The following is a 12,503-nucleotide window of genomic DNA, read 5'->3' on the forward strand; positions in this document are numbered from 1 at the left end:
GATGTTAGGTGTTATTGCTGATGATTTTACTGGGGCGAGTGATATTGCCAGCTTTTTAACCGAAAACGGCTTAAAAACGGTGCAGATGAATGGTGTGCCAACTACGGCACTGAATAGCCAAGTTGATGCGATTGTGATCAGTTTGAAATCACGCTCTAACCCTGTTGAGGAGGCAATTCAGCAGTCGTTACAAGCCTTAACGTGGTTAAAGCAGAACGGCTGCACACAGTTCTATTTTAAATACTGTTCAACTTTCGATAGTACCGACAAAGGTAATATCGGCCCGGTGACAGATGCCTTAATGGCAGCATTGGAAACCGATTTTACCGTAGTCACACCGGCACTGCCAGTGAATGGTAGAACGATTTTCAACGGCTACCTGTTTGTCGGTGATGTGCTACTGAATGAATCCGGTATGCGTAATCATCCGATTACCCCGATGACAGATGCCAACTTGGTTCGCTTAATGGACGCTCAATCCCAAGGTAAAACCGGTTTAGTGGCTTATGCCGATGTTATTCAAGGGGCTGAGCGTGTTAAAGCCCGTTTTGCAGAGCTGAAACAGCAAGGCTATAAATATGCGGTAGTTGATGCAGCCGATAACTCACAACTAGCTGTACTTGCCGAAGCGGTGGCAGACTTTAAATTAGTCACGGGTGGTTCAGGTTTAGGGGCTTATATGGCGGCATACCGTTCAGGTGGTCAAAAAGGCACAAATGCCTTTGTCCCGAATAAAGGGAAAACAGTTGTGCTTTCAGGCTCTTGCTCGGTGATGACCAATAACCAAGTGAATTCCTACAAATCGAAAGCACCAAGCTATTTCTTAGAAGCCGAAAAAGCAATTAACAACCCTAATTATGTGGAAAAAATCTATCAATGGGTTGTTGCAAATTTAGACAGTGGGTTTGCACCGATGGTTTACGCCACCGTGCCGCCTGAAAAACTCAAAGAGATCCAAGCTCAGTTTGGTAGCGATAAAGCCAGCCACGCCATTGAAAGTACCTTTGCAGCATTAGCAGAGAAACTGAAAGCCGCAGGGGTAACGAACTTCATCACTGCAGGTGGTGAAACATCGAGCATTGTAGTGCAACAGTTAGGTTTTTCCGGTTTCCATATCGGTAAGCAAATTGCGCCGGGTGTGCCTTGGTTACAAGCGGTCGAAAAACCGATTTTTCTTGCATTGAAATCCGGTAACTTCGGTAAAGAGGACTTTTTTAGCTTTGCACAAGGAATGTATCTATGACAGAACAAGAACAAAAAGTACAGATGGTTGAACTCGCTCGTTCACTCTTTAAACGTGGGTATACCGTAGGGGGGGCAGGTAATCTCTCGGTACGATTAGATGAAAATCGCATTTTGGTGACACCAACAGGTTCATCGTTGGGGCGTTTAGAAGTGGAACGACTTTCCGTATTAGATATGCAAGGCAATGTACTGTCAGGGGATAAACCATCCAAAGAGTCGGTTTTTCACTTGGCACTGTATCAGAAAAATCCGGAATGTCAGGCAATTGTACATTTACACTCTACCTACCTAACTGCACTGTCTTGCTTACAGGATTTAGATATTGATAACGCAATTACAGCTTTCACACCTTACTATGTTATGCGGGTCGGTAGGTTACCTGTTATTCCTTACTATCGCCCGGGTGACATTAACATTGCTCGTGAGCTGGGTGAACGTGCCTTAGATGCAAAAGCATTTCTACTGGCAAACCACGGTGTTGTCGTCACAGGTTCTAATTTGATCGATGCGGTTGATAATACTGAAGAACTGGAAGAAACCGCCAAGCTTCATTTTATTCTACAAGGTCAAAAAGTGCGATATTTAACCGAAGACGAAGTGAATGACCTAAAAAATAGGGGAAAATAAATATGCCTAAATTCGCAGCAAATCTTACGATGATGTTTAACGAAGTGCCATTTCTAGAGCGCTTTGAAGCAGCAGCTAATGCAGGTTTTAAATATGTGGAATATCTCTGGCCTTATGACTATCCGGTAGCGGAACTCAAAGCCAGACTTGATCAATATGGCTTAAAACAAGTGCTGTTTAATACCGCCGCAGGCGATGTTTCCAAAGGCGAGTGGGGTGTTTCGGCTATTCCGGGACGTGAAGCAGACAGCCATCGTGATATTGATTTAGCATTGGAATACGCCCTCACATTAGGTTGTGAAAACGTACACGTTATGGCTGCGGTTGTGCCGGAAGGTGAAAACCGGGAAGCCTATAAGCAGACCTTTATCAAAAATGTGCAATATGCAGCAGATAAATTCAAACCGTACGGTATTAAGGTTCTTTTAGAAGCACTTAGTCCGGAAGTCAAACCAAACTACTTGATGAAAAGCCAGTTTGATACGTTGGAGATTGTTGAAGCCGTTAATCGGGACAATGTATTTGTGCAGTTGGATTACTTCCACGCCCAAAATGTGGATGGCAACTTATCTCGCTTAACCGACAAACTCAACGGTAAGTTTGCCCATATTCAAATTGCCTCCGTGCCAGACCGTCACGAGCCGGACGAGGGTGAAATTAACTATGAGTACATCTTCAATAAGCTCGATGAAATCGGTTATGAAGGCTATGTAGGCTGTGAATATAAGCCAAGAGCGGAGACCACAGCAGGTTTAGCCTGGTTTGAAAGATACAAATAGAGGGAGGTTTTATGAATATTGTGATTACAGGCGGAGCAGGTTTCTTAGGGCAACGCTTAGCGAAAACCTTATTGGCTCAGCATTCAGAGAAAATTCAAGAGTTAGTGTTAGTTGATGTGGTTAAACCTATCGCACCCAATAACGATCCTCGTGTTCGTTGTGTGGAAATGGATTTAAGAAACCCGCAGGGTTTAGATGAAATTATTACCGAAAAAACGACCGCTCTTTTTCACTTAGCCGCCATTGTGAGCAGCCATGCAGAGCAAGATCCTGATTTAGGTTATGAAATCAATTTTTTAGTGACCCATAATTTGTTGGAAGTTTGCCGTAAAAAGAATCCGAATATTCGCTTTATTTTCTCCAGCTCTTTGGCGGTGTTTGGCGGAGAATTACCTGCTGTAATTAACGACGGTACGGCGGTGACACCACAATCCACCTATGGTGCACAGAAAGCAATGTGTGAATTGCTCATTAACGATTATTCCCGTAAGGGCTTTGTTGATGGGATTGTGGTTCGCTTACCAACTATCTGCATTCGTCCGGGTAAGCCAAATAAAGCGGCCTCTTCATTTGTCAGTAGCATTATTCGTGAGCCGTTAAATGGGGAGGAAGCAGTTTGCCCGGTTTCACAGGATTTGTGTTTATGGATTTCCAGCCCGAATACCGTGATTAACAACTTTATTCACGCTTTAACTCTACCATCGCTGCCGCAACGCAGTTGGCATGTTATTAACTTACCTGGCTTTACGGTCAGCGTAAAACAAATGCTCTCTGATCTAGCTTCAATAAAAGGAGAAAATATCTTAGAAAAAGTACGATTTGAATTTGATGAAAATATTAACAACATTGTCGCAAGTTGGCCTGCTGAGATTAACAATAATACTGCTCTCAAACATGGTTTTAGCGTAGATGTTGATTTCAAGGAAGTTATCCAACAATTTATTAAACACGACATGTAAATTAGGAGCAACAGTATGTTTGGCTTACCAATTCCGATTATAGGACTATTGATTGCAGTATTTGTCTTGGTCTATTTAGTTTTAAAAACACGTGTTCATGCATTTATTGCTATGTTAATTGCCTCCGCTATTGCAGGTCTTGTTGGTGGCATGTCCGTCAATGATACACTCGGTGCAATCAGTAAAGGCTTCGGTGGAACTCTAGGCGGTATTGGTATTGTTATCGGTTTAGGGGTAATGATGGGAATCGTGCTGGAAGTGTCTGGTGCGGCAGAAAAAATGGCTTATAGCTTTATCAAAATGCTAGGCAAGAAAAAAGAAGAGTGGGCATTAGCGATCACGGGTTATATCGTGAGCATTCCAATCTTCGTCGATTCTGCATTCGTTATTCTCTATCCTGTGGCGAAAGCTTTAGCGAAAAACGGCAAACGTTCCCTCTTGACCTTGGGTGTAGCATTGGCTGGTGGCTTAGTAGTAACACATCACACTGTTCCACCAACACCAGGCCCGTTAGGTGTTGCAGGTTTATTTAACGTTGATCTTGGTGTCATGTTATTAGTCGGTATGGCTCTTGCGGTATTACCTGTAATTGGTATCGTACTTTACGCAAAATGGTTAGACAAAAAATACCCTGAGTTTAACCAACAAGTTTTCACTCAAGAAGAGTTAAAACAAAAATACGACGACTATATCGAAAGCCGTGAGAAAAAGAATTTACCAAGCTTAGGCTTATCTTTATTACCTATCGTCTTACCAATTGGTTTAATCTTTATCAAAGCGATTTTAGACTTAGTAGCAAAAGGTAATGCGGAATTTGCTCAAATGGGTATTTACCAATTCTTTGCTTTCGTTGGTCACCCAATGATTGCATTAGCGATCAGTGTCTTGGTTGCAGTTTATACCTTACTACCAAAAGTAGACCGTGATACGACCGCACTTCATCTTGAAGAAGGTGTAAAAACAGCAGGTATTATCTTGTTAGTAACAGGTGCGGGTGGTGCATTAGGTGCAGTATTGCGTGACAGTGGTGCAGGTAAACAATTAGCTGAGCAAATTGCCCAGTTACCAATTTCACCAATCTTAATTCCATTTATTGTTTCAACTCTTGTACGCTTTATTCAAGGTTCAGGTACGGTCGCAATGGTAACCGCAGCTTCAATTTCAGCGCCGATCTTAGCTCAAATTCCGGGTGTAAATATGATTCTAGCTGCACAAGCTGCGACAATGGGTTCCCTGTTCTTCGGTTACTTCAACGATAGCTTGTTCTGGGTTGTGAACCGAATGATGGGCATCAATGATGTGAAAAAACAGATGATCGTTTGGTCTGTACCAACGACTATTGCTTGGGGTATAGGTGGTATCAGTGTAATTTTATGTAACCTGATTTGGGGTAACGACGGCTCATTGTTTGACCTTGTCTTCCCTGTTGCTGTAATGGCTATCATCGCTATTTACATCAAAGCACAAAATAAAACCTTAAGTAAGTAATCAACCTAAATAGGCTATGAACCAAGTTCATAGTCTATTTTTTTACTTAAAACCTAGGAGTGGGATATGAAAAAATCTCTGATACTCGCAAGCACCTTACTATTCTCTTCCTTAGTCAGTGCAATGCCGGATGAAATTAAACCGAATGCCAATCTGAATATCACATTACTGGCCGAAGTCACCGCTCAAGGGCAGAAAATCAACGCTGTCGCATTGGAATACCCAAGCAATATCTTATCCGGCACGGATTTAAGACAGCTCTATCAAGTTCAAACCTCGTTGGATAATGCGCTACAAGAAGCCCGCTCTGTGTTAAAGGCTTATGTGAACAGTGAGCCGAAAATCAGCACACAGCCGCAAGCGGGTAAATTTGTGATCATTGAACTGGATACTGCGGATAAAAATGCATCGGTATATAGTGTGAGAGATGCTAATAAAGAACCGATGAAATTTAAAGCCAAAGATGCTAATGGAAAAATTATCGAAACCGAAAAAGTACAAGCGGTCAAAATTCCTGAATTTTTTGCAAAACGCCTTGCTTACTCGGTGGAGCAAAAAGGCTTTTTAAAATTAACGGACGGCACGACGCTAGATAAAGTCGCTTGGGTTCAAACCGCTGAGCCGGAAAACGTCCAAACCACCTACATTGATCAATTTGTGGCTAAACAGGTTTCGTTAGATAAACCTGAGAACAAACTGAACTACCGTTTCTATGCACCTTTGCAAAAAAACGGCAAAAAATACCCGCTTGTGATCTTCTTACACGGCTCAGGTCAAGTTGGTTCGGATAATTTGGCTCATCTATTATCGAGTAAAGGGGCGATTGCCACTCTGCCTTATGAGCCAAGTTTTGTGCTAGCACCACAATATGATCAAGTTTTTGACCCATTCGACAGTGCAGAAAAAGGACAGAAAGGTGGTATTCACTGGCAAACAGAAAACCGCATCAAGTTGGTACTCAAAATGATTGATGAAACCATCAAAGCCAATCCACAAATTGATACCAACCGTATTTATATCAACGGCTTATCTCGTGGTGCGGAAGGTGGATTAAATCTGTTATTGGCTCGCCCGAATTTCTTTGCCGGTGCATTGCTGATGAGTGGTCGTGAAGCCTATACGAACGAATGGGTGGACGGCAACGCCAATAAAGACAATCTCGCTGCTATTAAAAATGTGCCGATTTGGTTCTTCCACAGCAAGGAAGACCAAGTTTCACCGGTCCAAGGTTCCCGTATTAACTATCAAATTCTTAAAGAACAGTTAAACGCACCGAATGTGAAGTATACCGAATTTAGCTTCACCCAAGCGGGAGATAACGGTATTGTTCATAATAACCCTCATAACACTTGGGATGCTGTATATAATAGTCCAGAGATTATCGAGTGGTTACTTCAACAAAAACGCCACTAAGGAGGCATATTATGTTTATGTACTTATCTCATCCATTAGATCCAAAAGATCTGGCTTGGCCGGGAGAGCCTGTTGTTGAGGTTAATCGTTGTACAGATATATGTGAGAAAACGCCATTTAGTAGTTTTATTACCAAACTACCTAATCATTGCGGCACTCATATGGATGCTCCACGACACTTTGTTAAAGATGGTTTAAGTATTAACGAGCTGCCTATAGAATATTTTTGTCATAAACAAGTTGCTTTACTTGAAATTCCAAAAGGTGAAGCCGAAGGAATTACAAAAGAAGATTTACTACCTTATGCGGATATTTTATCAACAGTCTCGTTTGCGTTCTTTAGAACAGGCTTTGAGAAATATAGAACTGAGAATCCTACAATAATTGCAACAAGTGCGGGGGAGTATTTATCAGATAATTTCCCCAACTTAAAAGGCGTAGGCATTGACTTCTTAGCACTAGGCTCTCCATCATCTAGAGTGCCTGAAGAAGAGAACCCAAAGAACTGTCATCGAGCTATTCTAGGTTATTATACGGGGAGATTTACAACAGTTATTGAAGATATGCATTTAGCTGAACTACCTAAGAATGTTAAATTTAAGCAATTTTTTAATGCGCCTTGGCGTATTGCTGGACTAGATTCTAGCCAAGTAACTTGCATTGTAGAAATAGAATAGTGCAGGATGTAAGCATAAGTAATCTTATGGTATTTATGTAGTAGTTATACAAATATCTTATCGTATAGGGTAAAAAAATAAATATGTATAACTGCTACATAATTAGCAATTTTTCTAATTACCGATAATTCTATTTCATTCATTGTTATGTATTTTTTATAACAAAAAAATATACAAAATTCCTTCTTATAATTTTCATTTCTGGTTAATTTCTTGCACAATTTCCTCATTGAAGAATAAACCAATACTGAAATGCCTTTACTCTCTATTCAAAATTTACATAAAAAATATGGTGAAACTATTGCCATTAGGAATCTCAGCTTAGAGCTACACAAAGGAGAAGTTGTTGTCTTGCTTGGGCCTTCTGGTTGTGGGAAAAGCACTTTGCTACGTTGCATTAACGGATTGGAAGAGAAGCAAGGTGGCACAATTAAAATGCAGGGTGTCGGTGAGTTTGGTAAAGACTTAAGCTGGGAACTTTCTCGCCAGAAAGTCGGTATGGTATTTCAAAGCTATGAATTATTTGCTCATTTAAATGTTATCGACAACATCCTACTAGGGCCGTTAAAAGCACAAAATCGTAAGCGGCAAGAAGTAGAGGCTCAGGCTGATCAATTACTTAAACGTGTGGGATTACTGGAGCGAAAAACGGCTTTTCCTCGTGAGTTATCCGGCGGGCAGAAACAGCGTATTGCGATTGTTAGAGCACTTTGTATGAACCCTGAGGTGATTTTATTAGATGAAATTACCGCGGCTCTTGATCCTGAAATGGTAAGAGAAGTGCTGGATGTTGTGCTAGAACTGGCAAATGAGGGGATGTCTATGCTCATTGTGACCCATGAAATGGGCTTTGCAGAAAAAGTAGCAGACCGCATAGTATTTATTGATAAAGGGGAGATTATTGAGCAAGCAGCACCCAAGGACTTTTTTAATGCCCCAAAAACCGAACGGGCAAAACAGTTTTTACACGGACTAGATTATTAATTATTATTCGAGGAATCATTATGAAACGTTCAACTTTTTTAAAAACTTTATTGGCTACCACATTAGCTGTATTTACGCTTACTGCTTGTGATAACGTAGGTTCTGCTAGCAATAATACAGCAGAAAAAGATTCAGTAGCACAAATTAAAGAGAAAGGTGTTATTCGCATTGGTGTATTTGGTGATAAACCTCCGTTTGGTTATGTGGATGCAAATGGCAAAAACCAAGGTTTTGATGTGGAAATAGCTAAAGAGATTTCAAACGATTTATTCGGTAGCCCGGACAAAGTTGAATTTGTATTGACCGAAGCGGCAAATCGTGTGGAGTATTTAAAATCAAACAAAGTAGATTTAATTTTAGCTAACTTTACGAAAACACCTGAGCGAGCAGAGGTAGTAGATTTTGCTGAGCCTTATATGAATGTTGCTTTAGGCATAGTTTCGCCAAAAAATGCTTTAATTACGGATGTAAAACAACTTGAGGGCAAAACGTTATTAGTTAATAAAGGCACAACAGCCGATGCTTATTTCAGTAAAAATCACCCTGAAATCCAACTATTAAAATTTGACCAAAATACCGAAACTTTTGATGCGTTAAAAGATGGGCGTGGTGTAGCACTAGCACATGATAACGCTTTAGTATGGGCATGGGCAAAAGAGAATGCTGACTTTGAGGTTGCAATAGGCAGTATCGGCCCGGCTGAGCAAATTGCTCCTGCGGTTCAAAAAGGAAATAAAGCATTGTTGGATTTTGTAAACAAAGAGATAGGACAGTTTAAAACAAACGGTAAATTAAAAGCGGCTTATGAGAAAACTCTCGTACCGGTTTATGGTGAAAAAGAAGCGTTATTAGCTAAATAATAAAAAAACAGCACCTTTTACTAAAAGGTGCTGCCATATTTGCAAATTTTTGTTAAAACTTAACCGCTTGTAGGAAGCTATGAATTATTCTACTTAGCTTAAAGTAACATATTTGATAGTAATAGACCAAAGCAGATGCTAAAAATCATACTGAGTAAGCCCGGTAGCATAAAGCTGTGGTTGAAAATATATTTACCAATTTTGGTTGTGCCGGTAGTGTCAAAGTCGATAGAAGCAATGATTGGGCCGTAGTTTGGAATAAAGAAGTAGCCGTTTACCGCCACAAATACCCCGATGAGAACCGGTGCCGGAATGCCGATTGCCACCGCTAATGGGAATAGGGTTGCCACCGTTGCCCCTTGGCTGTTTACTAATACAGAAAGCACGAAAAGTGCGAATGCAAACGCCCAAGGTGCGGTTTCTACTAAACCGGAAACCATTGATTTCACTTCGTCCATATGACCTTGCATTAAGGTATCACCTAACCACGCAATACCGAAAATTGCAATGACTGCACGCATACCGGCATGGAATACTGAGCCTTTAGTGATTTCGTTGCCGTCCGGTTTACAAGTTAGGATAATTAATGCACCAATACTTAACATCACAATTTCAATGGTGTGAGCCATACCCATCGGTTTGCCGTCAAACACAGGGCGAAGTGAAGGCATTGCACCCATTAATACGACCAATAAAGCACCAAATAGGAATAAGCCTACGGATAATTTCGCCGTTGGTTTTAATGGTAATTCGGTTGGATTTGCGGTGATATGATTTGCTTTTACATATTCAGGATCTTGCAATAATCTTTGATAATTCGGGTCATCTTTTAACTCTTTGCCCATTTTATTAACAAATACACAAGCAAGCCCTAAGCCTAATAAAGTAGATGGAATGGTTACCATCAACACATCACCTAAGGTAATTCCTTGAGGCTCAAGAAACGCAACTACAGCCACAACCGCGGCGGCAATTGGGCTTGCTACAATCGCAAATTGAGAAGCAATTACTGCCATGGAAAGTGGGCGTTCCGGACGAATACCGTTATGGCGACTGACTTCAGCAATCACAGGTAATACTGAATAGGCAACGTGTCCTGTACCGGCCAGTACAGTAAATGTCCAAGTCACTAACGGTGCAATAAAGGTAATATATTTTGGGTTTTTACGTAAGATGCGGGTTGCGATTTTGATCATATAGTCTAAACCGCCGGCAGCTTGCATTGCTGCTGCCGCTGAAACTACCGCCATAATCATAAACATCACGTCAATCGGCAATCCTGCCGGTTTTAACCCGAAGCCGAATGACAATATGACTAAACCTAAACCACCAAATACTCCAAGGCCGATACCGCCTACGCGAGCACCAACCAAAATGCATAGTAACACTATGGCAAATTGGATAAGAAACATAGCAGACATAATTTTTGCTCCTGATAATTAATTAAAAATCGGTATTTGAAGAAATTTTTATTTTTCATCAAATTAGTCGGGGCGTACTATATCAATAAATAAAACTAATCTCTATAATCTAAATCAATAAAAACTTTAATTTGATTGAGGAAAAATATGCAATTCTCAAAAATGCACGGACTGGGTAATGATTTTATGGTGATTGATGGTGTTACTCAAAATATATACCTCACAGAAGAGATGATTCGCACCTTATCAGATCGCCATCGTGGAGTTGGTTTCGATCAACTTTTGTTGGTTGAGCCACCTTACGATCCTGAGTTAGATTTCCACTATCGCATTTTTAATGCGGATGGCAGCGAAGTATCGCAATGTGGTAACGGAGCAAGATGTTTTGCCCGTTTTGTTACGCTAAAAGGTTTAACGAATAAAAAAGATATCCATGTCAGTACCGCCAAAGGTAAAATGGTATTAACGATACAAGATGATAGTAAAGTACGTGTGAATATGGGCGAGCCAATTTGGGAACCGGCCCAAGTACCGTTTGTGGCGAATAAATTTGAGAAAAATTATATTTTACGTACCGATTTACAAACTGTGTTATGTGGTGTGGTATCAATGGGTAACCCACATTGCGTGTTACAAGTAGAAGATGTGAAAACCGCACCGGTAAATGAGCTGGGACCTTTATTGGAAAGTCATGAACGTTTTCCGGAGCGAGCCAATATCAGCTTTATGCAAGTAGTAAGTCGTAATCATGTGAAATTACGCGTTTATGAACGTGGAGCCGGTGAAACACAAGCCTGTGGTAGCGGTGCGTGCGGTACGGTGGCAGTAGGTATTATGCAAGGTTTGTTAGATAACAAAGTACAGGTTGATTTACCCGGCGGCTCATTGACTATTGAATGGAACGGTGTTGGCAATCCACTGTATATGACCGGTGATGCCACCCATATTTATGATGGTTTTATTAAACTGTAATGAGAGGTAGGGAGGGTTCTAACCCTCCCGATTTACTTATTGTTTCATTAATTTTTTCACTAATTCAAAGACTATAGGCAATTCTGTTACCCCTTCTCGATCGAGAAAATGCCCGCCTTGATTCAAGCGAACATAATCTGCCTGCAAATGTACCGCCAAAGCATCACTATGTTTATGTGCAACGATGTTATCGTTTAACGCACTCAAAACATAAGCAGGGAAAGCGGGTGGGCTTGGCAAAATTGCATAGTAGTTGGTAAAGGCAGATAATTCAGGCAGATTAGGCAACGGTTGGTAAAACCCTGATACAAACACAGCCCCTTTAATTTGCTCTTGTTGTTTCGCTAAAAAATTCAAAATAGCGATACAGCCTAAACTATGCCCAACAAAAATCGTATTTTCGTTAACTTCCACATTTTCTGCCAGATGAGCCAGCCAACGATCAAGCGAAGGGTTTTCCGAATCAGGCATATTTAACCGCTGACAACTTACGCCAATGGTAGTTAATTGCTGTTCCAACCAAGGAAACCAATTTTTATCGGCATTTGCTGTATAGCCGTGTACGATATAAACCTGTGCCATTTTTCACTCCTATTTATTTAACTTAAAAGATTGTAGCACAGCTTTTCAGAAAAACTTTGACAAAAAAACAAGCGGTCATTTTTGATCTTTTTTTTGCAAGATAATGTTAAAATAATGAGTGATAAATATAAAAAGGAAATACATGAACGTTTGGATTCTACTCGCTATTTCGATTTGTTTAGAAATTGTTGCGACTAATTTATTAAAATTAAGCAATGGCTTTACTAAAGTTGTACCAACGATCAGCTCATTAGCTCTCTATGGTTTATCGTTTTATTTTCTCTCGATTATTTTCCGCACATTGCCAGTAGGTATTGTATATGCGGTTTGGTCCGGTGTTGGTATTGTGTTGACCGCTTTGGTTGCTTATTTTGCTTTCGGGCAGAAAATTGATTTAGCAGGAATGATTGGGATTATCTTGATTATTGCTGGTGTTTTGGTGATTAATTTATTTTCAAAGATGTGATACAAGCGGTCATTTTTCTGCAGAATTTTG

Annotated in this window: 13 protein-coding genes; 11 read left to right on the forward strand and 2 right to left on the reverse strand. The window is 40.6% G+C overall.

The window, feature by feature from the left end; translation table 11 throughout:
• Nucleotide 1 precedes the first annotated feature (1 nt).
• From otnK to A4G16_RS10325, 9 genes are all read left to right on the forward strand, one after another.
• Complete coding sequence (otnK, locus tag A4G16_RS10285; RefSeq protein WP_165889760.1) at nt 2-1,243, forward strand: 3-oxo-tetronate kinase; 1,242 nt, start codon at nt 2-4, stop codon at nt 1,241-1,243.
• Nucleotides 1,240-1,872, forward strand: a complete 633-nt coding sequence (locus A4G16_RS10290) for an aldolase (protein WP_165889761.1) — start codon at nt 1,240-1,242, stop codon at nt 1,870-1,872. Before otnK ends, A4G16_RS10290 begins: the two co-directional genes overlap by 4 nt.
• Before the next feature lie 2 nt (nt 1,873-1,874).
• Nucleotides 1,875-2,651 (forward strand): 2-oxo-tetronate isomerase, encoded by a 777-nt coding sequence (gene otnI, locus A4G16_RS10295; protein WP_165889762.1) that lies wholly within the window; start codon nt 1,875-1,877, stop codon nt 2,649-2,651.
• Nucleotides 2,652-2,662: 11 nt separating this feature from the next.
• On the forward strand, nt 2,663-3,610 hold the full coding sequence (gene denD, locus A4G16_RS10300) for a D-erythronate dehydrogenase (RefSeq protein ID WP_165889763.1): 948 nt from the start codon (nt 2,663-2,665) through the stop codon (nt 3,608-3,610).
• 15 nt (nt 3,611-3,625) lie between these two features.
• Entirely contained in the window at nt 3,626-5,098 is a 1,473-nt protein-coding gene (locus tag A4G16_RS10305; protein WP_165889764.1) for a gluconate:H+ symporter, read from the forward strand.
• Between the two features lie 66 nt (nt 5,099-5,164).
• Nucleotides 5,165-6,511: an alpha/beta hydrolase-fold protein gene (locus A4G16_RS10310; protein WP_165889765.1), complete on the forward strand. Its 1,347-nt coding sequence runs from the start codon at nt 5,165-5,167 to the stop codon at nt 6,509-6,511.
• 11 nt (nt 6,512-6,522) lie between these two features.
• Complete coding sequence (locus tag A4G16_RS10315; protein ID WP_165889766.1) at nt 6,523-7,188, forward strand: cyclase family protein; 666 nt, start codon at nt 6,523-6,525, stop codon at nt 7,186-7,188.
• 252 nt (nt 7,189-7,440) lie between these two features.
• Nucleotides 7,441-8,172, forward strand: a complete 732-nt coding sequence (locus A4G16_RS10320; RefSeq protein ID WP_165889767.1) for an amino acid ABC transporter ATP-binding protein — start codon at nt 7,441-7,443, stop codon at nt 8,170-8,172.
• A gap of 20 nt (nt 8,173-8,192) precedes the next feature.
• Nucleotides 8,193-9,032, forward strand: coding sequence for a cysteine ABC transporter substrate-binding protein (locus tag A4G16_RS10325; protein WP_165889768.1), 840 nt, complete (start codon nt 8,193-8,195; stop codon nt 9,030-9,032).
• 98 nt (nt 9,033-9,130) lie between these two features.
• Here A4G16_RS10325 and A4G16_RS10330 read toward each other — a convergent pair whose 3' ends face one another.
• Complete coding sequence (locus tag A4G16_RS10330) at nt 9,131-10,453, reverse strand: anaerobic C4-dicarboxylate transporter (protein ID WP_165889769.1); 1,323 nt, start codon at nt 10,451-10,453, stop codon at nt 9,131-9,133.
• Between the two features lie 147 nt (nt 10,454-10,600).
• Here A4G16_RS10330 and dapF point away from each other — a divergent pair, with 147 nt between their 5' ends.
• Nucleotides 10,601-11,425, forward strand: a complete 825-nt coding sequence (gene dapF, locus A4G16_RS10335) for a diaminopimelate epimerase (RefSeq protein WP_165889770.1) — start codon at nt 10,601-10,603, stop codon at nt 11,423-11,425.
• Between the two features lie 36 nt (nt 11,426-11,461).
• Here the strand turns inward: dapF and A4G16_RS10340 are convergent, their stop codons facing one another.
• Entirely contained in the window at nt 11,462-12,007 is a 546-nt protein-coding gene (locus A4G16_RS10340; RefSeq protein WP_165889771.1) for an RBBP9/YdeN family alpha/beta hydrolase, read from the reverse strand.
• Between the two features lie 142 nt (nt 12,008-12,149).
• On the opposite strand from A4G16_RS10340, the gene A4G16_RS10345 reads away from it, so the two are divergent.
• Nucleotides 12,150-12,473, forward strand: a complete 324-nt coding sequence (locus A4G16_RS10345; RefSeq protein WP_165889772.1) for a DMT family transporter — start codon at nt 12,150-12,152, stop codon at nt 12,471-12,473.
• Nucleotides 12,474-12,503 lie beyond the last annotated feature (30 nt).

The organism is Mannheimia granulomatis, from assembly GCF_011455695.1.
In the GTDB taxonomy this organism is placed as follows: Bacteria; Pseudomonadota; Gammaproteobacteria; order Enterobacterales; family Pasteurellaceae; genus Mannheimia; species Mannheimia granulomatis_A.

What these genes read in the sequence shown, in the direction of transcription:
- otnK (WP_165889760.1), top strand. Translation starts at nt 2, where the DNA reads ATGTTAGGTGTTATTGCTGATGATTTTACTGGGGCGAGTGATATTGCC.
- A4G16_RS10290 (WP_165889761.1), top strand. Translation starts at nt 1,240, where the DNA reads ATGACAGAACAAGAACAAAAAGTACAGATGGTTGAACTCGCTCGTTCA.
- otnI (WP_165889762.1), top strand. Translation starts at nt 1,875, where the DNA reads ATGCCTAAATTCGCAGCAAATCTTACGATGATGTTTAACGAAGTGCCA.
- denD (WP_165889763.1), top strand. Translation starts at nt 2,663, where the DNA reads ATGAATATTGTGATTACAGGCGGAGCAGGTTTCTTAGGGCAACGCTTA.
- A4G16_RS10305 (WP_165889764.1), top strand. Translation starts at nt 3,626, where the DNA reads ATGTTTGGCTTACCAATTCCGATTATAGGACTATTGATTGCAGTATTT.
- A4G16_RS10310 (WP_165889765.1), top strand. Translation starts at nt 5,165, where the DNA reads ATGAAAAAATCTCTGATACTCGCAAGCACCTTACTATTCTCTTCCTTA.
- A4G16_RS10315 (WP_165889766.1), top strand. Translation starts at nt 6,523, where the DNA reads ATGTTTATGTACTTATCTCATCCATTAGATCCAAAAGATCTGGCTTGG.
- A4G16_RS10320 (WP_165889767.1), top strand. Translation starts at nt 7,441, where the DNA reads ATGCCTTTACTCTCTATTCAAAATTTACATAAAAAATATGGTGAAACT.
- A4G16_RS10325 (WP_165889768.1), top strand. Translation starts at nt 8,193, where the DNA reads ATGAAACGTTCAACTTTTTTAAAAACTTTATTGGCTACCACATTAGCT.
- A4G16_RS10330 (WP_165889769.1), bottom strand. Translation starts at nt 10,453, where the DNA reads ATGTCTGCTATGTTTCTTATCCAATTTGCCATAGTGTTACTATGCATT.
- dapF (WP_165889770.1), top strand. Translation starts at nt 10,601, where the DNA reads ATGCAATTCTCAAAAATGCACGGACTGGGTAATGATTTTATGGTGATT.
- A4G16_RS10340 (WP_165889771.1), bottom strand. Translation starts at nt 12,007, where the DNA reads ATGGCACAGGTTTATATCGTACACGGCTATACAGCAAATGCCGATAAA.
- A4G16_RS10345 (WP_165889772.1), top strand. Translation starts at nt 12,150, where the DNA reads ATGAACGTTTGGATTCTACTCGCTATTTCGATTTGTTTAGAAATTGTT.